A 20,700-nucleotide genomic window follows, 5' to 3' on the forward strand; every position below is an offset into this window, starting at 1 on the left:
CGTTTGAGCGTGAACGCTCATTTGCTCTAACTCCTTGTTTCCAAGCCAATCCAAAGGATTGGCTGGAGCGCCTTTGCGATCAGGAATGATTCATTCAAGTCACAGAACGCTTTGCCGAAGCAAGACATCATCGCGTCTGGAGGATTGTACGCGCGGGCAGGGTAGGTTCGTTACGCTTCACGCCGATTTGAGGTCGATGCCGCCGCGGATACCGGTCGCGTGATCAGCCGCGGAAGGCCTGCAGGAGCTCGGAAAGCGTCGGTCCGATGGCTGCCAGTTCCTTCAGATGGGTTTCCGATAAGGCCTGCAGCTTCTGTCGGCCTGCCTCGCTGAGCCGCACCAGCACGCGCCGGCCATCGGACGGATCGGCCATGCGTTCGACCAGGCTGAGCTTGCCGAGCCGGTCGACCAGTTCGACGACGCTGTGGTGGCGCAGGATCAGGATCTCGGCCAATTCGCCGATCGAGAGGGCACCGCCCTGCGACAGGCCGGCGATGGCGAGCAAGGCCTGGTGCTGCTGCGAGGTCAGGCCCTCCGCGCCCGCCGCCTCCTCGCTGAAGGCGAGGAATTTGCGCAAGGCATGCCGAAAGCGTGCGAGGGCGGCGTAGTCCGGATCTTGTTGCCGCATAGGGTCCATCGCTCCACGATTCTCCTGTCTGCCGCACTCTCTACGAAAATCCGTTGACTTGCGCAAAATATATCGTATTGCGATACAAAATTCAGCCGGGCCAGGCCCGACAGATGGATATCAGAGACATGACCACTTCGACTCTGGGCACCCCGGGGCATGATGCCGAGGCGGGGACCCGCGGGTTGCCGGCGCGCCTGGGCGATTTCACCACGGACAGGCGGGTGATCCTCCTGATGGCGATCGCCGTTTTTGTCGGCACGGCTGGCGTGGGCGCCGCCTTCGTGCTGCTGCGCCTGATCACGCTCTGCACCAACATCGCCTATTATGGCCGTTTTTCGCTGGAGAGCCTGCCGATCTCCAGTACGCCGCTCGGTTGGGCGGCCGTGTTCGTGCCAGTGATCGGCTGCCTGATCATCGGCCTGATGGCACGCTACGGCTCTGAGAAGATCCGCGGCCATGGCATTCCCGAGGCGATGGAGGCGATCCTGATCGGCAAGAGCCGGATCAATCCCAAGGTGGCGGTGCTGAAGCCGCTGTCCTCGGCAATCTCGATCGGCTCGGGTGGTCCCTTCGGCGCCGAAGGGCCGATCATCATGACGGGCGGGGCCATCGGCTCCCTCATCGCCCAGATGATCCATCTCAGCGCCAATGAGCGCAAGGCGTTGTTGGTCGCCGGCGCCGCGGCGGGCATGACGGCGGTGTTCGGTACCCCGATCGCAGCGGTGCTGCTGGCAATCGAGCTCTTGCTGTTCGAATGGAAGCCTCGCAGCTTCCTGCCGGTGGTGGTCGCGGCCGCCGTGGCAGCCGCGGAACGCGGACTGCTGCTCGACCCCACACCCCTGTTCGGCTTCACCGGGCACATGGCGTTGTCCCTGCCCGGTTTCCTCAGCTGGGTCTTGATGGGTATCGTCGCCGGCGTGGGTTCGGGCGTCCTCACAGCCATGGTCTATGCCAGCGAGGACTTCTTCCATCGTTTGCCGCTGCATTGGATGTGGTGGCCTCTGTTCGGAGGCCTGGCGATCGGCATTGGCGGCCTGTTTGACCCGAGTGCCCTCGGCGTGGGCTACGACAATATCCGCCATCTGCTCTCCGGCGAGATGGCTCTCAAGGCGGTGATCCTGCTCCTGGTGGTCAAGTCCCTGATCTGGTCAATCTCGCTCGGTTCGGGGACATCCGGCGGTGTCCTCGCGCCCTTGATGATGCTCGGCGGCGCGCTGGGAGCGCTGGCAGGCCTTGTCCTGCCGCAAGCCGATCCGGGTTTCTGGGCCCTGCTCGGCATGGCGGCGATGATGGGCGGCACCATGCGCGCGCCGCTGACTGCGACGCTCTTTGCGGTGGAGCTCACCGGCAATCTCGGCGTACTCCTGCCACTCCTCACGGCCTGCGGCATGGCCTATGCCACCACCGTGCTGACCATGAAGCGTTCCATCCTGACGGAGAAGATCGCTCGTCGTGGCCATCATATTTCGGGCGAGTACCACACCGATCCGTTCGATCTCGCCCGTGTGGCCGATCTGATGGTGCGTGAGGTCGACACGCTACCTGCAGCGATGACGGTGGCGCGGGCAGTTGCCTTCTTCACTGGCGGGGAGCCCCGCCACAAGAGCTATCCGGTCGTCGATGCCGAACGGCGCGTGGTCGGCATGGTTTCTCGGGGTCATATCCTCGATTGGTCGGTGCATGCCTCGGAGGATGACGACATTCAATCCCTGTCGCTGGAGGAGATACTCGAGGGGCAGGAACTCGAGATCGGCTATGCCGATGAACTCGCCGGCGCGCTCGCCGATCGCATGGCGATTGCCGATATTGGCCGGGTACCGGTGCTTGATCGCAAGAGCGGGACCCTGGTCGGCTTGATGGCGCGCAAGGATCTGCTCCAGGTCAGGGCGCATCGGCGCGCCGAGGAGCACGACCGCGGCGTGATGATCCGGCTAAGAGCCCGGGGCGCGCGGGGGATCTGAGGCCGGCTGGAACGTTCAACCCGCTTGAAGTCATTGCGAGGAGCAGAGCAACGCGGCAATCCAGGCCTTTTGGGGTCTGGATCGCTTCGCTCCGCTCGCGATGGCGGTTAACTTTGTTCGCCGATCGGGATGAGGGCGGGTTTCAGAAGAACAGATCGTATTCGCGCGGACTCAGCACCGAGAGGAAATCCTCGTGCTGGCCATGGACCAAATGGGCGTAGGTCTCCAGATAGCGCTTGGAGAAATACTCCTTCAACAGGCTCGCCCGCGCCAGCCGGCGCGCGGCTTCGAAGACATCGGCCGGCAGGCCGGGATCGCGCGTGAAGCCGGCATGCTTGCCGACAACGGGCGCATCCGGTTCTAGTTTCCTGGTAATGCCGTAATGGGCGGCGGCGAGGATGGCCGCCAATACCAGATAGGGATTGGCATCCGCACCGGCGACGCGATGCTCGATGCGCCGTCCCGCGCCCTTGTCGGTGGGTATGCGCAGGGCGACGGTGCGGTTATCCTCACCCCATTTGCGATTGACCGGTGCGAACAGCCCGCCGAAGCGGCGGAAGGAATTGTGGTTGGGCGCAAAGAAGGCGAGCGATTCAGGCATCAGGCGCTGCATGCCGGCGATGGCATGGCGGATCGTCTGTTCGCCGGTGGCGGGATTGGCGAAGATGTTGCGGCCTTCGGCATCGGCGAGGCTGACATGCACATGCAGGCCCGATCCCGCCTCGTCCTCATAGGGTTTGGCCATGAAGGTGGCGTCCCAGCCTTCGGCACGGGCGGTACCGCGGATCAGTCTTTTCAGCAGCACGGCGTGATCACCGGCAAGCATGGCATCATCAGTGTGATGCAGATTGGTCTCGAACTGGGCCACACCCATCTCGGCGATGATGCTGCCCATCGGCACATTCTGCGCCCGCGCCGCATCATCGGCCTTCGCCGACCACAGTGCCACTTCCTCCAGCGTCAGCACCGACAGGTTGGTCGGCGGACCGAGCGGCCGGCCGGTGCGCTTGAGGATCGGCGGGCGGATGCGGCCATCGGCCTCGCGAGTGCCGTCGGTGAGGAAGAACTCGTATTCGCAAGCCACGGTGGGATGGAGCCCGTCGGCAGCGAGGCGGGCGAGGATGGTCTTGAGCAGGTGGCGCGGATCGGTCCATAACGGTTCGCCCGAAACGGCATAGGAGATGTTGAGCATGACCTGCGCCGTCGGCACGGCTGCCCAAGGCATTGGCTTGAGCGTGCCTGGTATCGGCACGCCCTTGGCATCCGGGTCGCCATCGTCCCAGCCGATGCCGCCGGAGCCATAGCCGTCATGCCTGGCATCGAGCACATAGGGCGCGGCGGAAAAGCCCATGCCGGAACGGTAGAGGCTGTCGATCTCCTCGATCGGCAGGCGCTTGCCAAAACCATAGCCGGTCAAATCGGGGGTAAAGGCTTCGATGAAGCGGGTATCGGGATGGGCGGCAAGAAAAGCGGCGACTTCGGGGTGACGGGAAGCGCTGGTGTCGGCGGGCATGGGGAGGGGTCTCACTGATGCTCCACAGAACGCGCCCGCCGCTGTGTCGTCAAGCCCTCTCAGGCGGTGGTGGAGGGACGCGCCGCCTCCAGCAGTGCGGTGTAGCGGGCGAGCGCGTCCTGCGGCAGGGCGCCGCGCCGGCACAGCAGGTCGATGCAGCGGCCGCAGAGCTCGATGCTGCCATAGCAATATTGAGCCAGCAGACACAGATGCTTGAGCTGCTCGTCGGTCATGGCATCCGGGTCGACGAAATCCCGGACATAGACGATGTCGGCCTCCAGCAGCTGGTTGGCGGCCGGCGTCCAGTTCTCCGGCCTGACATAGGGCGCCATCGGGCTGAACTTCACCGCCTTGAAGCAATGCGGCACGAAACCCTGCGAGCGCAGTTCGATGTCGATTTCTCCGAAGCCCGGCTGGTTTTCATAGAGCGCGATGAAGGAGATCTCGGTCTGGACGGCCACGGCCGAGCGCAGTTTCTCGCGACCGTTCTGGAACACCGCGAGCTCGGCGCCCTGCACGTCGATCTTGAGCATGTCGATCTCCGGGAGCACCGAGAGATCGTCGAGGCGGGTGGTGCGCACGGGAATGCGGCCGATCACCTCCGCATTGGGCTTGAAATAGGAAAACACCTCGAGCGCGGCCTGGCGCGGGGTGAGCAGGCTGCTCCAGCCCGAATAGGCGCACAGATTGAGATAGGCCTCGCTGCCGTCGCCGATGGCGTGGGGCAGATAATTCTCATTGGGCCCCTTGGTTGCCTCCAGCCTGGCCAGCGCCTCGGCCTGCGGCTCGAAACCGGTGAGCCGGGCGAGGCCTGCCGCCAGCATCGACTTATAGGGCGGCTCCCCATCGATGGGATTGGCGCCGATATCGACGATATGAGTGCGGCGCACCGGGCCGAGAAGCTCGACGAGGGGCGCCGTCATGGCATAGTCCGGCATTCGTGCTCCTCGCCGTCTCGATGCGGCTCTACCAGTGCCCCTGCTGCTTCAGGCTGGTCTCGACATCGCCGACATAATTGTACTGGCCCAGATGCTGTAGCTTGGATTGGGAATCGACCCAGACCTTGCCGCCGATGTCGCGCCAGCGCCGGCAAAAGGCATAGTCTTCCGACAGATAGCGCCCGGAATCGGGATCGACCATGCAGTCGAAGAACAGCCAGTGCAGCGGCTTGAGCGGATTGTCGGGGGGGCCGTCCGGCGTGTAGTTGAGATGGGGATAGGCCTGCATCAGCTTGGGGAAGACATGGCGCTTGATCACCATGAAGCCGGTGGGCGCCTCCGAGACCTCGATGAAGCCTTCATCGTCGACATGCTGGCCGATCGGCGTCTTGCCGTGGTCGACGGGATTGAAGGCATAACGGGCGAAGCGGATTTCCATCTCGTCCTTGGTCAAGCCGCCCGGCAGGGGATCGGGCCAAGCCAGCGACTTGATCGGATAGACCCCGCCGGCCACGTCGCGATCGGCGAGCAGCAGGCGGACCACCTGCTGGGTGGTGAAGGAAATGTCGGAATCGATCCAGAATAGATGCGTATAGGACTCGTCCTGCATGAACTTCAGCACGACCATATTGCGTCCGCGTGTGATCAGGCTCTCCGAATGCATGTGCAGCACGGTCTTCAGGCCAAGCTGCGTGGCATCGCAGGCCAGGCTATACATGCTGACCACATAATTCATGCTGACGGCAGAGATATAGCAGGGCGTTGCGAACAACACCTTCATCGACTGGAGCGCGGAAATATCGAGCATGACCTGCTTTTCTATTGAGGCCTGATGGTGCGCCGGATGGCGAGGGAAGCGGCGCGTTCGGCGATTAGAGCAGGTTGGAAACCCGAATCAAGCCATTCCCTTCGGTCATGCACAGCCGGTCCGCGGGAAGCTTTCCCGCGTGCTCGGGCTCATTTCGGCGGCTGGGCCGTTGGCAGGATTTCCGAGCTTGGCGGTGTGACCGGGACGGCATGCGGCACGATGGCGTCCGGTGCCGGCGCCGGTGCGGGGACCGGCACAGGTGCAGGCCCAGGAGCCGGTGACGACGGCGTCTGCGCGACAGGTGCGGGACCGAAGCTGGAATCGACGGAGACGGCGATGCAGGTCTTGTTCACGCCCGGCAGCAGGAAGATGCGCTTGCCGTTGCGGTCGATCATGATCTGAGTGTTGAGAATGGGGATCGGGCTGGCACCTGTCGAGCGCATATAGGTCTGCGCGGTGGCGCAATCGCTGGCAAGCGGAAAGACCTGCACCGTCACCCCGTCGCAACTGCCCGATGGCGTTGGCGTGGCGATGATGGCGGCCAGGCCGTTGGCCGGCGTCACTTCCGGCCGGTCGATGACGGCGACGCTCTGGAACACATGCTGCTTCGGGTCCTGGCGGTTCCAGCCCGATTGCACGTCATATTTGCTGTTCAGCGAGCCACGTGACATCTGGTCGACCAGGCTGGTGCAGGACGTCGTCCCGAACTGGCGTATCTGCTGCACGGGCAGCGGCGGCTCCGGCAGCACCACCGGGGCCGGCAGCGCAGGGGCAGGTTTGGCGGGCTGTTTTGCGGCGGGCTTGTGCTTTCTGGCCGGCTTGGGGGCCGGCTGATCCTGCGCCATGGCCGGGATGGGTGGAACCGGCCCGAGGCCGCCTGCGGCCAAGGCGAGGAGAAGGCAACCGACACGAACGCGCATTGTTTCTTTCCGTAACGTTGTCGAGCCGAAGTACGCGGCGGCGGTGCCATCATGCTCGACCATCTGCTGCCGTCACATGTATCGGGTCTCGGCTGGCGTGGATAGATTGAAACATGCGAGGTGACAGGCACGAGGAAATCTGTGAAAGCTTGATCATTGTGCTCCTCTCCAACGAGACCTCGATCCTCATGAAATTTCGTGTATCGCAGAGAAAAGCGGCCTGCCGGAGGCATTCTTCTCCTTTCACACGCGTCAGCCTGCTTGCCCTCGCCGTTGCCGCCGGCCTGGCTTTGCCAGCCATGGCCCAGCAGCAGCCAGTGCTCACTCCCGCCACGCCGGCTCCTGCAAATGCGGCACCGGCCGGCCCACAGGCGATGAATCTCGATTCCAAGACGGTGCTGATACTGGTGCGCTCCACCCTGGTCGCGCTCGACCAGGCCAATAAGACCGGCAATTACTCGGTGCTGCGCGATCTCGGCTCGCCTGGATTCCAGCGCGAGAACAGCGATGCCAAACTGGCCGAAGTCTTCGCCGGCCAGCGCAAGGCGGGGCTCGATCTGGCGGCGGCGCTGGTGCTCGAGCCGACGATCACCCTCGCTCCCCAGGTTGAGAAGAACGGCTTGCTCCATCTCGCGGGTTTCTTTCCGGTGAATGGCGACACGAAGCTGACTTTCGAGCTGCTCTTCCAGGGGGGCGATCGGCGTTTGCTCGTCGATGGGCTCAGCGTCAACATCGCGCAGGCGGGTGCGTCGCCCTCGGCCGGTGGACCGAACGCAGCGCAGATACCAGTGTCGCCGCCGGCGGAAGCGTCGCCGGCCGCCGCCGCTCCCGCGACGCCCGCACCAGCGGCTGCGCCGGAAGCCAAGCCGAAACCGAAACCCAAGCCGAAACCCAAACCCAAGCCGAAGCCGGAGCCTGATCCGGCTCCGATCCAATAGATCTTGCGAGAGGGCGGCTTTCGGGCCGCCCTTTTTCTTTGTCGCGGTTCAAATCCGGAAGTTCTCGATTGCTGCCTGGGCCTAGTCGGCCTTTCTGGCGCCTGTTGACTGACTTGTTGACGCAAGGCGCGTGCCGGGCTGGCGGCATCCGATTTTTTCGCCTTGTTGCTTGTTCGCAACAGTCCCGAGGGTCGGCGGGGCCTGCTCAATAGGCTTAATCCCTTCGAATTAGGGGTGCCCTCCATCTCGCTTGTGGCAGGCTAGCTATTCAGGAAAGCATTCCTGGTCAACGAGGTGACCCAGAATTTCTCATGCGCATCTCATCGTATCGCCTAAATGTATTTGCGTGATTTGGCGAAATTAAAATTACGTCAGGCGTTCTTTATTGTGCTTTGATACTAAATTATACAAAATTATAAATCGATTTACTGATTTGTTTTCTTTATTCGATCATAAATAATCTAAAATATTTTTATCATTTTTTTTGAAATTTTTATCCCAATAATTTCATATATCCTCTAGGAAATAATCCTTTAGGACTATAATAATTTGACATAGAAATAGTTTTCTCGAATAAAATTAAGTTATAAATTTGCTTGAAGGTAAAAAGATACTTCACTTAATGTTTTAGTCTGTGTTTGCACGTCTACGTAATCGAGGGTATTAGCTAAGAACGCGCGGGATTCTTTGCCCTGACGCTACGGCTGTCGGCTATTCCTAAAGGGGTACCCGAGGTCGGGGGATCAAGTATTCGAAGCATGAATCGTTGCCCGGGAAACGGGAATCCCCAGGTCAACTGCTATCAGGGCCGTCTTCGGAAGGGACGGCTTTGCCTGCAAGACGCGACGTTCAAGACAGACCGGGGGCCCATGCCGAACCACGACAGCCTTCATCTCGCCAAGCATGCCCATCGCAGCCTGCGCCGGCGCATCCATGCCGTTTTGCGCATGGCGCATCGTTGTATGGGCATGCGAAACAAGAGACTGGGCGTCGGCTCCTTGACGACGGGCGGGAGCTTATCGTGCGGGATATCTGTCGCAGCCCAGGCTTCCGGCGGCGCAGTGAGCGGCTACTACAAGTTTCTGCTCGCATCGACTGCCCTCGCTGTCTTAGGTGTCGTCGGCCTGTGCCCGGACAAGGCCTGGGCACAGTTGTCTTGCAGTACCGTCAACACGGCAATCGGCTCGATCCCGGCCCAGAACACCATGCGGTGTTCTCCGAGCACCGGGCAGGCTCTGCAGATCATCTCCAATCAGGACGGTGCACAGGGCGCGACGCCCGAAGATCTGGTCCTGGGCGGCGGCGGAAATACGGGGACAGCCGGCATCGCCCAATTCTTCCGTGGCGGCATCGACAACAGCAACAACGTCTTCATCCAACTCGGTGATCCGAACCGCCAAGCGACGACATTCAATGTCTATGCCAATCAGATGGCGATCGGCATGGGGGCAAACGCCGTCCAGAATTCCTTTGCGTTAGGGGTCAACTCGAACGCTTCGGTCGCCACCGCCGCAGCCATGGGATTCAACGCCAACGCCAACAGCGCCAACGCCGTCGCAATCGGGACCAACTCGCTGGCGCTGGCAGCCAATGCCATTTCGTTCGGCCTGGCCGCCAATGCCTCGGCTGCCGACTCGATCGCCTTCGGACGTAATGCGGCGGCTTCCGGCGCAAACGGCATCGCGATGGGCACGAATTCCGTCTCTGGCGCGACGGGCCAGAACGTCGCCATTGGCGCGGGGGCAAATGCCAACGCGGGCACGGCTGCGGGGGGCGCCGTGGCCATTGGCCTGGGCCAGAAGGCCATCGGTAATGGCGCCGTGGCGATCGGCGATCCGAATGTGGCTAATGGCACTGGCGCGGTCACGCTCGGTGCCAACAATATTGCAGCCGGCAATACGACCGGCACCTCGGCCGCCAATGGCGCGGTGGCGATCGGCAACGGCAATAACGCGATCGGCCAAGGTTCCGTCGCACTCGGCAATTTGTCCAACGCCGCAGCCGCAGGTGCAATCGCAATTGGTGACACAGCCGTCAGTGCGGCGACCAACGCGGTCGCCGTTGGCTCGGGGTCGAACGCTGCGAGTGGCTCGACCACGGCGGTTGGTGCCGGTGCGGCGGCCACGGTGGGGTTCGCCACAGCTATCGGCACAAAGGCTAATGCGAGCAGCGGATCAAGCACGGCGCTGGGCTATAATTCTGTCGCGTCCGGGGGCACCTATGCGACGGCCCTAGGTGCCGGCTCTGTCGCCAGCAATGGGTCAGCGACGGCAATCGGTGGCTTCGCGAATGCCTCCGGCGGCACCTACGCCACGGCAGTGGGCAGCGGCGCCAATGCCTTGGCCGGTTCGGCAACGGCGATCGGTGGGAAGGCCAATGCTTCTGCAGGCTCCTCTACTGCGATCGGTTCTAATGCGACGGCTAACAACAGCAATGACGTCGCACTCGGCGCGGGTTCGACCACGACAGCCGTGGTGAACACGTCCAGCAGTACGATCAATGGCACGAGCTATAATTATGCCGGCAATGCCGCCAATTCGACGGTGAGTGTCGGCACATCCGGCAATGAACGGACCATCACCAATGTCGCGGCCGGCCGGATCAACGGATCCTCCACCGATGCGGTGAACGGCTCGCAGCTCTTCGCCACCAACCAGGCGGTGAACGCGATCGGCACTTCGGTGACCACGATCGGCAGCAACGTCAACAATCTTGGGAATTCGGCAGCCTCGGCCATCGGTGGCGGCACGACCTTCAACACCGCGACCGGCACGCTGTCGGGCTTCAGCCAGAGTATCAATCCGGTCAGCAACACCGGCGCGGTCGGTGCGGCGGCGGCGCAGACCACGGTCGCCGGTGCCCTGAACCAGTTGAACACCAACACCTCCAATTTGGCCAATGTCGCGGTCAAATACGATGCTCCCGGCGGCAACAAGATCACGCTCGGCGCCACGGGTGGCGTGGGAGCTCCGGCCGGCGGCGTGACGATCACCAACCTGGCCAATGGCGCGGTAACGGCTGCTTCCACCGACGGAGTCAATGGCTCTCAGCTCTTTGCCGTGCAGCAGACAGCCAACAAGGGCTGGAATGCCAATACGGGTGCGGTTGCCGGCAGCACCGGCACGGCTTCCGGCAGTGCGCTCACCAATATCGTGCCAGGCGGCACCGTGACCTATCAGGCCGGCAACAACATCGCGATCACGCAGACCGGCAGCACCATCGCCATCGCCACCTCGATGACGCCCACCTTCACCAGCGTCACGGCCGGCAATTCCACGCTCAACACCACAGGCCTGACCATCACCGGTGGTCCGAGCGTGACCACGGCCGGCATCAATGCCGCCAGCAAGGCGATCACCAATGTGGCCAACGGCGTGGCTGCCAATGATGCGGTCAATGTCAGCCAGTTGCAGGCGGTGGGCAACAATGCCAATGCCGGCTGGAATTTGTCGACCAATGGCGCGACCGGCGCCAAGAGCAATGTCGGGCCTGGCGGGACGGTTGACCTGAGCAACACCGACGGCAATGTCGTGATCGCCCACACCGGTCCGAACGCGACCTTCAACCTGGCGAGCAATCTCAATATCGCCAGCAGCATCACCGTCGGCAATTCCAAGCTCGACACCACCGGCCTGACGATCACGGGCGGGCCAAGCGTGACGACGGCCGGCATCAATGCCGCCAGCAAGGCAATCACCAATGTCGCCGCCGGTACCAATGCCGCCGATGCGGTCAATCTGGGTCAGCTCAACACTGTCTCCACCTCGGTGACGAACCTGGGCAACAACGTCAACAATCTAGGCAATTCGACAGCCTCGACGATTGGCAGCGGCACCAAATATGATCCGGCGACCGGCACACTGTCCGGCTTCAGCCAGAACATCACCGCCGTCGACAACAAGGGCAACGCGGCGGCTGCACCGACGGCGACGACGACGGTGGGCGCTGCGCTGACGCAGCTCGACAAGAATACGAGCAATCTCGCCAACGCCGCGGTGAAGTATGACGATCCGCTGACGAAGAACAGCATCACCCTCGGCAATGCCGGCACGCCCGTGACCATCGGCAACGTCGCCAATGGCATTGCCGCCAATGACGCGGTGAACGTCAGTCAGTTGACCGCCGTCAGCACCATTGCCAACAAGGGCTGGAACGCCAATACGGGCACAGTGGCGGGCAGCACCGGCACGGCTTCCGGCAGTGCCTCGACCAAGATCGCGCCCGGCGACACCGTAACCTATCAGGCCGGCAACAACATCGCGATCACCCAGACCGGCAACACCATCGCCATCGCCACTTCGATGACGCCGACCTTCACCAGTGTGACGGCGGGCGGCAACAAGCTCGATGCCAGCGGTTTGACGGTCGGTAACACCACGGTGACGACGACCGGCCTGACCATCACCGGTGGTCCGAGCGTGACCACGGCCGGCATCAACGCTGCGAGCAAGGCGATCACCAATGTGGCTGCCGGCACCAATGCCACCGACGCGGTCAATCTGAGCCAGCTGAACACCGTCTCCACCTCGGTGACGAACCTGGGCAACAACGTCAACAATCTGGGCAACTCGACCGCCTCGACCATCGGCAGCGGCACCAAATATGATCCGGCGACCGGTACACTGTCGGGCTTCAGTCAGAACATCACCGCCGTCGACAACAAGGGCAACGCGGCGGCTGCACCGACGGCGACGACGACGGTAGGCGCTGCGCTGACGCAGCTCGACACCAACACGACCAACCTTGCCAATGCCGCGGTCAAGTATGACGACCCGGCGACCAAGTCCAAGATCACGCTCGGCGGGGCCGGCGGCACCACCATCGGCAATCTCGCCAATGGCATTGCCGCCAATGACGCTGTGAATGTCAGCCAGTTGCAGGCGGTTGGCAACAACGCCAATGCCGGCTGGAACCTGTCGACCAATGGCGCGACAGGCGCCAAGAGCAATGTCGGCCCCGGCGGCACGGTGGATTTCAGCAACACCGACGGCAACATCGTCATCGCCCATAACGGCCCGAACGCAACTTTCGATCTCGCCTCCAATTTGAAGATCGCCAGCAGCCTGTCGGTCGGCGCCGTCACCATCAACACCTCAAGCGTGGTGGTGGGCGCCTCCAAGCTCGACGCGGCCGGCTTGAGCATCACGGGCGGTCCGAGCGTAACCACCGCTGGCGTCGATGCGGGCGGCAAGAAGGTCACCAATGTTGTCAATGGCGATGTGACGGCAACCTCGACCGATGCGATCAATGGTTCGCAATTGTTCGGTGTCGTCAGCAACGCCACCGCCAACGCGGTGCAATATGACGATGCGACCAAGACCAAGATCACCCTCGGCGGTGTCGGTGCGACCCAGCCGACCCAGATCACCAACCTTGCCAATGGTGCGGTGGTCGCGGGTTCTACCGACGCGGTCAATGGCTCGCAGCTCTATGACGTGCAGCAGACCGCCAACAAGGGCTGGAACCTGACTGCCAATGGCGCCGATTCTTCCAACGTCGCGCCCGGCGGCACGGTCGACCTCAACAATATCGACGGCAATCTCGCTATCACCAAGACCGGCAACGCCGTCACCTTCAACCTGTCCAAGGACGTCACGGTCGACACCCTGACGGCGGGTAATTCCAAGCTCGATACCAACGGCCTGACCATCACCGGCGGCCCGAGTGTGACTTCGGCCGGCATCAATGCTGCCAGCAAGGCGATCACCAATGTGGCCGCCGGCACCAACGCCACCGACGCGGTCAATCTGGGGCAGCTGAACACCGTCTCCACCTCGGTGACCAACCTGGGCAACAACGTCAACAATCTGGGCAATTCGACCGCCTCGACCCTTGGCGGCGGCACGACCTATGATCCCAATACGGGTACGTTGACGGGCTTCAATCAGAACATCACGGCCGTCGACGGTAAGGGCAATGCGGCCGGTGCGCCGACCAAGTACACCACGGTGTCCAACGCGCTGACGCAGCTCGACACCAACACGACCAATCTCGCCAATGGCGCGGTGAAGTATGACGACCCCACGAGCAAGACCAAGATCACGCTGGGCGGCATCGGGGCTGGCGATCTCACCCTGATCACCAACCTCGCCAAGGGCAATATCAGCGCGACCTCGACCGACGCGGTGAACGGCAGCCAGCTTTACGGCGTGTCGAATTCGGTCGCCAACAATTTCGGCGGTGGCTCGGTAGTGAATCCGGACGGCACGGTGAGCGCACCGAGCTATAATATCTCGGGCAACACCTACAACAATGTCGGTAACGCACTTTCGGCCCTGGATACTACGGCGAACAAGGGGTGGAATGCCAATACCGGCACGGTAGCCGGCAGCACCGGTACGGCCACGGGAAGCGGCTCGACCAAGATCGCTCCCGGCGATACGGTGACCTACCAGGCCGGCAACAACATCGCGCTGACCCAGACCGGGAACACCATCGCCATCGCCACTTCGATGACGCCAACCTTCGACAGCGTCACGGCGGGCGGCAACAAGCTGGACTCCTCCGGTCTGACGGTCGGCAACACCACGGTGACCACCAATGGGCTGACCATCGCGGGCGGGCCAAGCGTGACCACGGCCGGCGTTGATGCGGGGAGCAAGGCGATCACCAATGTGGCCGCCGGCACGAATGCGACGGACGCGGTCAATCTGGGCCAGCTCAACACCGTCTCCACCTCGGTGACCAACCTGGGCAACAACGTCAACAATCTGGGCAAATCGAGCGCCTCTACCATTGGCAGCGGCACGACCTACGATCCCAACACCGGCACGCTGTCCGGCTTCAGCCAGAATGTCACGGCCGTCGACAACAAGGGTGACGCTGCCGGAGCACCAACCGACTACACCACGGTCGGCGGCGCGCTGACGCAGCTCGACACCAACACGACCAATCTCGCCAATGCCGCGGTGAAGTACGACGACCCGGCAGTGAAGGACAGGATCACCCTGGGCAATGCCGGCACGCCGGTGACCATCGGCAACGTTGCGAACGGCGTGGCCGCCAATGATGCGGTCAATGTCAGCCAGCTGCAGGCGGTGGGCAACAATGCCAATGCCGGCTGGAACCTGTCGACGGGCGGCGATACGGCGGGCAAGAGCAATGTCGGGCCCGGTGGCACGGTGGATCTGAGCAACACCGACGGCAATATCGTCATCGCCCATAACGGCCCGAACGCGACCTTCGATCTCGCCAAGAGCATCACCCTGGACGGCATTACGGCAGGCGGCAACACGCTCGACGCCACTGGCCTCACGGTGGGCGGCACCACGGTAACAACCACGGGGCTGACCATCGCGGGCGGGCCGAGCGTGACGACGGCCGGTATCAACGCGGCGAGCCAGAAGATCACCAACGTCGCCGATGGCAGCGACCCCAACGATGCCGTGAACTTCAGCCAGCTCAACACTGTCGCCACGTCGGTGACGAATCTCGGCAACAACGTCAACAATCTGGGCAGCACCACGGTCTCGACCATCGGCGGCGGGGCGATTTACGATCCGACCACCGGCAAGATCGCGAACTTCAGTCAGAACATCACGGCCATCGACGGGAAGGGCAATATCGGGGCCACGACCCCGCAGACTACTGTGGCCGGCGCGCTGACACAGCTCGACATCAACACGACGAACCTGTCGAACGCGGCCGTCAAATATGACGACCCGACCAAGAAGGACACCATCACCCTGGGCAATGCCGGCACGCCGGTGACCATCGGCAATGTCGCCAATGGCGTTGCCGCCAATGATGCCGTCAATGTCAGTCAGCTCGACGCGGTGAACCAGACGGCCAACAAGGGCTGGAACCTCAGCACCAACAACGGCACGACCACCAGCAACGTAGCGCCTGGAGGCACGGTCGATCTCAACAACACCGACAAGAACATCGTGATCACACAGGCCGGGTCGAATGCGACGTTCAACCTGGCCTCCGATGTGAAGATCGCCAACAGCCTGTCAGTCGGCGCCGTGACCATCGATACCAGCAGCGTGGGGGTCGGCGCCTCCAGGCTCGATGCGACGGGGCTGACCATCGCGGGCGGTCCGAGCGTGACCATCAACGGTGTGGACGCCGGCAACAAGGCGATCACCAATGTCGCAGCGGGCACCAACGTCACCGATGCGGTGAATGTCGGCCAGTTGCAGACGGTCAGCAACGCCGCCAACAATCTGGGCAATTCGGTCGCCAGCAATCTCGGCGGCGGCTCGACCTATGACCCGACCACCGGCACGGTGAGCGCGCCGAGCTACACTATTGGCGGCACGGACTACAACAATGTCGGCAATGCCTTCAACGCGGTGAACACCTCAGTGACGGCCTTGCAGACGGATGCCCTGCAATGGAACTCGGCACTGGGTGCCTATGACGCCAGCCATGGCAGTGGCTCGCCGCAGAAGATCTCCAATGTCGCCAACGGCGTCGCTCCGAACGATGTGGTGAACGTCAGCCAGCTGGATGCTGTAAACCAGACCGCCAACAAGGGCTGGAACCTCACCGCCAACGGCGCCAATTCGTCCAATGTCGCTCCGGGCGATACGGTGGACCTCAACAACACCGACGGCAATATCGCCATCACCAAGTCGGGCAACGCGGTTACCTTCAACCTTGCCAATGATGTCACCATCGCCAACAGCCTGACGATCGGGGCCGCCAAGATCGACACGACCGGCCTTGTCATTGATGGCGGCCCGAGCGTGACCACCAGTGGCATCGATGCCGGCGGCAAGAAGATCACCAATGTCGCCAAGGGCGACGTGTCGACGACCTCCACCGATGCGGTCAACGGCTCGCAGATCTTCAGCCTGGGCAATTCGGTGGCGAGCGGCCTCGGCGGTGGCTCGAGCTTCGATCCGACGACGGGCACGGTGATCACCAGCCTGAACTATGGTGGCAGTACCTATAGTTCGGTGCAGGGCGTCATCGACAAGATCGGCGGTTCCATCAATGGCGGCGGCATCAAATATTTCCACGCCAATTCGACGGATGCCGATTCCGTCGCCAGCGGTGATGGTGCCGTGGCTATCGGACCGAAGTCGGTGGCGAGCGGCGACAAGTCTCTGGCCGCCGGCAATGGCTCGCAGTCGAGTGGCGAGTCGTCCGTGGCGGTCGGCAATAGTGCCGAGGCTTCCGGCAACGACTCGATCGCAACCGGCACGCAGGCCAAGGCCAGCGGAGAGGGATCGATTGCCACCGGCAAGAATGCCGAGGCCAGCGGCGATGGCTCAACCGCGATGGGTTCGGGCAGCCAGGCCTCGGCCGATGGGGCTACGGCGGTTGGCGCCAATTCAAAGGCGACGACGACCAACTCGACCGCCATCGGCAATGGCGCTCAGGCCTCGGCCAATGATGGCGACGTGGCGCTCGGTGCGGGCTCGGTGACCTCGACGGTGGTCAACACCAAGGGCACGACCATCAACGGCACCGACTACATCTTCGCCGGCACCAACGCGACCAGCACGGTCAGCGTGGGTTCGACGGGAAATGAGCGCACGATCACCAATGTCGCGGCCGGCCAGATTTCGGCGACCTCGACGGATGCGATCAACGGCTCGCAGCTCTATGCTACCAACCAGGCGATCGAGGCTGCCAGCCAGCAGGTCACGCAGATCGGCAACAACGTCAACAATCTCGGCACGTCTACAGCCACGACGCTGGGCGGCAACGCGACATATGATGCGAAGACGGGTACGATCTCGGGCTTCCAGCAGAACGTCACCAAGATCGACAATAAGGGCAATGTCGATACGGCCGGCCCTACCCAGTACAGCACCGTGTCGGACGCGATGACGCAGCTCAACACCAACACCACCAATCTCGCCAATGCGGCGGTGAAGTATGATGATCCATCGACCAAAACTAGCATCACCCTAGGCAATGCCGGCACACCGGTGACCATCGACAATGTCGCCAATGGGGCAGTGTCGAAGGAACTCAAAGCAGGCTATCAACGGATCGCAGCTTTACAATTCCGCCAGCTCCGTGGCGGCCGCGTTGGGTGGCAACACCACCGTTGATGGCAACGGCCAACTTACTGGGACTTCCTACAAGTTGAGCACGGGCACATACAATGATGTCGGCAGTGCCCTGACCGCCCTCGACAAGCGCTTCGACGGCATCGGCGGCAACATCGCCAATCTGCAGAGCCAGGTGTCCAACAATCTCAAGGAAGCCCGGCAGGGCATTGCCTCTGCCATGGCGGCCTCGGCCCTGCGCTATGACGACAGGCCGGGCAAGGTCTCGGTTGCCGGAGGTATGGCGGTCTATCATCGTCAGGTCGGCATGGCCGCGGGCCTGGGCTGGACTTCGGAGGATGCCAAGTGGCGCGCCAATGTCGCCGGCACCTATTCGCCCGGTGGACGCAAGCCTGATTTCGGCGTGATGGGCGGCCTGTCCTACACCTTCAACTGAGGCGACAGACATCGGACGTCTCTGACCGAGGCCCTGGGCAACCGGGGCCTTTGTCGTGTCATGGGTCAACCGAGAGCGGCGAGATCCTGCCTCAGGCGGATGGCGTGGCCGTCGGGCATCCCGGCCTCGAGGCGGGCATGGCTGTCCTGCCAGATCGGTATGGCCCGGGCGAGGAGCTGCTTTCCAGCCTGCGTCAGCGCCAGCAGGCGCGAACGCCGGTCCACGGGATCGCGCATCACCTGCACCAGGCCACGGGCTTCGAGCCGCTTGAGCGCGGCGGTGAGGGTGGTGCGATCCATGGCCAGAAGTGCCGCCACAGGGCCCATCGGTGGGGGGAGGGGCGGTTGAGCGCCATCAGCAGCGAAAACTGGCTGTTGGTCAGCCCCAGCGGCCGCAAGGCATCGTCGAAGCGGCGCGCCAGCGTTCGCGCTGCCCGCTGCACATGCAGGCATAGGCAGGTATCGCGCACGATCAGGGTCGTTGCAAATGCAACCAGAGGTTGCGGTTCGCAGTCCGAAGCGGGAGGCTCTTCGGCATCGAGCCCTATCTTGGAGGAGAACCGCTCATGGGAAAGGTGTTTTGACATGATCTAATAATGTTGATATCAACCTATTTAGTCAAGCAATACAAATCCGAGCGAGGGAGGTCGACATGCCGGCCCATTCAGTCGTGTCCCGGGAAGAGTGGCTGACGGCGCGCAAGGCGCTTCTGATCAAGGAAAAGGAGGCGACGCAGGCGCGCGATCGCCTCAATGCCGAGCGCATGGCTCTACCCTGGGTCAAGGTCGACAAGGCCTATCTGTTCGACACGCCCGAGGGGCGGCGCACGCTGGCGGAGTTGTTCGACGGGCGCAGCCAGTTGATCGTCTATCATTTCATGCTGGGCCCCGATTGGAAGGCTGGCTGTCCCGGCTGCTCCTTCCTGGCGGATCATCTCGACGGCGCTTTGGTCCATCTCAACCATCACGACGTCACGCTCACCGCCGTCTCGCGCGCGCCGCAGGAGAAGATCGAGGCCTATAAGGCGCGCATGGGCTGGCGTTTCCCCTGGGCTTCGGCCTTCGGCAGCAATTTCAACTTCGACTACCAGGTCTCCTTCAGCCGGGAGGACCTGGCGGGCGAAGAGATCACCTATAATTTCACCAGCCAGCCGAGTGCCCAGGGCCATGACGAACTGCCCGGGCTGAGCGCCTTCTACAAGGATGAGCAGGGCGAGGTGTTTCATACCTATTCGAGCTATGCCCGTGGTCCGGAGGAACTGATCGGCACCCTGATGATCCTCGACCGGGCGCCCAAGGGGCGCAACGAGGCGACCACCATGGATTTCGTGTGCCGGCACGACGAATACCAGGACTAAAGTGTTTTGCGATGAGACGGCGTCACCAAGAATCGCAAAGACGCTCCAGCCAATCCGTTGGATTGGCTTGGAAACAAAGAGCTGGAGCAAAGCGCGTTCAGTCATGAATGCGCTTTGCTCCAGATTGTCGCGGTCGAGGCGGTTGCATTCATGAGCAGCGGAGGCCTGTCGCCGGGCCGCCATGTCGTTCGCCTATCGTTTTTTCCAAGAACAGAAATCCGGCATCCAAGGGAGCTTGTCATGGCGGTCACACACGGAGACTTCGTCTGGTATGAATTGATGACCACGGATGTGAAGGGGGCCGCGGCCTTCTATGCCGCCGTGCTGGGCTGGGAGGCGGCGGATTCCGGCATGCCGGGCCCGGCCTATATGCTGTTTTCCAACAAGGGCGCGCTGGTCGCCGGCCTCATGGACATTCCGCCCGATGCCGCCGCCCGCAACACCCCGCCGAACTGGAGCGGTTTCGTCGCATCCGACGACGTCGACGCTTCGGCAGCCGAGGTGACCAGGCTCGGAGGCCAGATCTACCGCGCTCCGGACGATATTCCGGGCATCGGCCGTTTCGCCATTGCGGCCGATCCCGACGGTGCCGTGTTCGGCTTGTTCAAGGGGCAGGGCGAGGCACCGGAGATGCCGGGCCTGGGCACGCCCGGCCATATCGCCTGGCGTGAGCTGCATGCCGGCGACGCGGCGGGCGCTCTTGCATTCTATTCCAAGCTGTTCGGCTGGGAGAAGCGCGAGGGCCTCGATATGGGGCCGATGGGCGTCTATCAGCTCTATGGCAAGAAGGGCACCGACTATGGTGGCATGATGACCCGGACTGAGGACATGTGCGGACCGATGTGGGTCTACTATGTCCAGGTCGAGGACATCGACGAGACGGCCCGGCGCGTTGCCGCCAATGGCGGCACGATCACGCTGGAGCCGATGGAAGTGCCCGGCGAGATGTGGGTGATCCAGGCCCGTGATCCTCAGGGTGCGCTGACCGCCATGGTCGGACCCCGACCCCGGTCCTGATCACGACACCCGATTGGGGATGACGAAGGCTCCGCAGGAAGTGGCTGCGGAGCCTTCGTCATACACCAGGTCCCATCGCAAACGCTCTCGCTCAATTTGTAAGACAAGAGCTTGCCTCGCTCTGGCAAAGGCCTTATCGCTACAAGGAGAAACGGCGGATTCGAGCCGTCCTTCGGGCCCGCAACGGGCATCATGAGACAAAAGGTGCGAC

The 20,700-nt window shown here is 62.6% G+C and carries 11 protein-coding genes and 1 pseudogene; 6 read left to right on the forward strand and 6 right to left on the reverse strand.

The window, feature by feature from the left end; all coding sequences use genetic code 11:
- Positions 1-223: 223 nt before the first annotated feature.
- Entirely contained in the window at positions 224-628 is a 405-nt protein-coding gene (locus ACR9ZN_RS28485) for a MarR family winged helix-turn-helix transcriptional regulator (RefSeq protein WP_481273773.1), read from the reverse strand.
- Between the two features lie 128 nt (positions 629-756).
- On the opposite strand from ACR9ZN_RS28485, the gene ACR9ZN_RS28490 reads away from it, so the two are divergent.
- Complete coding sequence (locus tag ACR9ZN_RS28490; RefSeq protein WP_481273774.1) at positions 757-2,592, forward strand: chloride channel protein; 1,836 nt, start codon at positions 757-759, stop codon at positions 2,590-2,592.
- Between the two features lie 142 nt (positions 2,593-2,734).
- Here ACR9ZN_RS28490 and ACR9ZN_RS28495 read toward each other — a convergent pair whose 3' ends face one another.
- From ACR9ZN_RS28495 to ACR9ZN_RS28510, 4 genes are all read right to left on the reverse strand, one after another.
- A complete protein-coding gene (locus ACR9ZN_RS28495; RefSeq protein WP_481273775.1) occupies positions 2,735-4,105 on the reverse strand; it encodes a glutamine synthetase family protein in 1,371 nt (456 codons plus the stop codon).
- A 59-nt stretch (positions 4,106-4,164) separates the two neighbouring features.
- Positions 4,165-5,043 carry an FkbM family methyltransferase gene (locus ACR9ZN_RS28500; RefSeq protein WP_481273776.1) on the reverse strand — a complete coding sequence of 293 codons (879 nt, stop codon included), beginning with the start codon at positions 5,041-5,043 and terminating at the stop codon, positions 4,165-4,167.
- A 28-nt stretch (positions 5,044-5,071) separates the two neighbouring features.
- Positions 5,072-5,851, reverse strand: a complete 780-nt coding sequence (locus ACR9ZN_RS28505) for a hypothetical protein (protein WP_434955047.1) — start codon at positions 5,849-5,851, stop codon at positions 5,072-5,074.
- Positions 5,852-6,000: 149 nt separating this feature from the next.
- The gene (locus ACR9ZN_RS28510) at positions 6,001-6,771 is read right to left on the reverse strand and encodes a hypothetical protein (RefSeq protein ID WP_454812687.1); all 771 of its coding nucleotides are present in this window, start codon (positions 6,769-6,771) and stop codon (positions 6,001-6,003) included.
- 149 nt (positions 6,772-6,920) lie between these two features.
- Between ACR9ZN_RS28510 and ACR9ZN_RS28515 the strand changes: the two genes are divergently transcribed.
- From ACR9ZN_RS28515 to ACR9ZN_RS28525, 3 genes are all read left to right on the forward strand, one after another.
- Positions 6,921-7,709 (forward strand): hypothetical protein, encoded by a 789-nt coding sequence (locus ACR9ZN_RS28515; RefSeq protein ID WP_481273777.1) that lies wholly within the window; start codon positions 6,921-6,923, stop codon positions 7,707-7,709.
- A gap of 869 nt (positions 7,710-8,578) precedes the next feature.
- Positions 8,579-17,722 carry a beta strand repeat-containing protein gene (locus ACR9ZN_RS28520; RefSeq protein ID WP_481273778.1) on the forward strand — a complete coding sequence of 3,048 codons (9,144 nt, stop codon included), beginning with the start codon at positions 8,579-8,581 and terminating at the stop codon, positions 17,720-17,722.
- Positions 17,723-17,756: 34 nt separating this feature from the next.
- On the forward strand, positions 17,757-18,116 hold the full coding sequence (locus tag ACR9ZN_RS28525) for a YadA-like family protein (protein WP_481273779.1): 360 nt from the start codon (positions 17,757-17,759) through the stop codon (positions 18,114-18,116).
- A 65-nt stretch (positions 18,117-18,181) separates the two neighbouring features.
- Here ACR9ZN_RS28525 and ACR9ZN_RS28530 read toward each other — a convergent pair.
- Positions 18,182-18,612, reverse strand: a pseudogene (locus ACR9ZN_RS28530) (MarR family winged helix-turn-helix transcriptional regulator).
- A gap of 155 nt (positions 18,613-18,767) precedes the next feature.
- Between ACR9ZN_RS28530 and ACR9ZN_RS28535 the strand changes: the two are divergent.
- Together ACR9ZN_RS28535 and ACR9ZN_RS28540 are read left to right on the forward strand one after the other, a co-directional pair.
- Positions 18,768-19,472, forward strand: coding sequence for a DUF899 domain-containing protein (locus tag ACR9ZN_RS28535; RefSeq protein WP_481273780.1), 705 nt, complete (start codon positions 18,768-18,770; stop codon positions 19,470-19,472).
- Positions 19,473-19,712: 240 nt separating this feature from the next.
- Positions 19,713-20,489, forward strand: a complete 777-nt coding sequence (locus tag ACR9ZN_RS28540; RefSeq protein ID WP_454812691.1) for a VOC family protein — start codon at positions 19,713-19,715, stop codon at positions 20,487-20,489.
- Positions 20,490-20,700: the final 211 nt, after the last annotated feature.

The sequence above is a fragment of the Labrys sp. HAY1-8F genome, assembly GCF_056754975.1.

What these genes read in the sequence shown, in the direction of transcription:
- ACR9ZN_RS28535 (WP_481273780.1), top strand. Translation starts at nt 18,768, where the DNA reads ATGCCGGCCCATTCAGTCGTGTCCCGGGAAGAGTGGCTGACGGCGCGC.
- ACR9ZN_RS28495 (WP_481273775.1), bottom strand. Translation starts at nt 4,105, where the DNA reads ATGCCCGCCGACACCAGCGCTTCCCGTCACCCCGAAGTCGCCGCTTTT.
- ACR9ZN_RS28540 (WP_454812691.1), top strand. Translation starts at nt 19,713, where the DNA reads ATGGCGGTCACACACGGAGACTTCGTCTGGTATGAATTGATGACCACG.
- ACR9ZN_RS28500 (WP_481273776.1), bottom strand. Translation starts at nt 5,043, where the DNA reads ATGCCGGACTATGCCATGACGGCGCCCCTCGTCGAGCTTCTCGGCCCG.
- ACR9ZN_RS28505 (WP_434955047.1), bottom strand. Translation starts at nt 5,851, where the DNA reads ATGCTCGATATTTCCGCGCTCCAGTCGATGAAGGTGTTGTTCGCAACG.
- ACR9ZN_RS28490 (WP_481273774.1), top strand. Translation starts at nt 757, where the DNA reads ATGACCACTTCGACTCTGGGCACCCCGGGGCATGATGCCGAGGCGGGG.
- ACR9ZN_RS28485 (WP_481273773.1), bottom strand. Translation starts at nt 628, where the DNA reads ATGCGGCAACAAGATCCGGACTACGCCGCCCTCGCACGCTTTCGGCAT.
- ACR9ZN_RS28510 (WP_454812687.1), bottom strand. Translation starts at nt 6,771, where the DNA reads ATGCGCGTTCGTGTCGGTTGCCTTCTCCTCGCCTTGGCCGCAGGCGGC.
- ACR9ZN_RS28520 (WP_481273778.1), top strand. Translation starts at nt 8,579, where the DNA reads ATGCCGAACCACGACAGCCTTCATCTCGCCAAGCATGCCCATCGCAGC.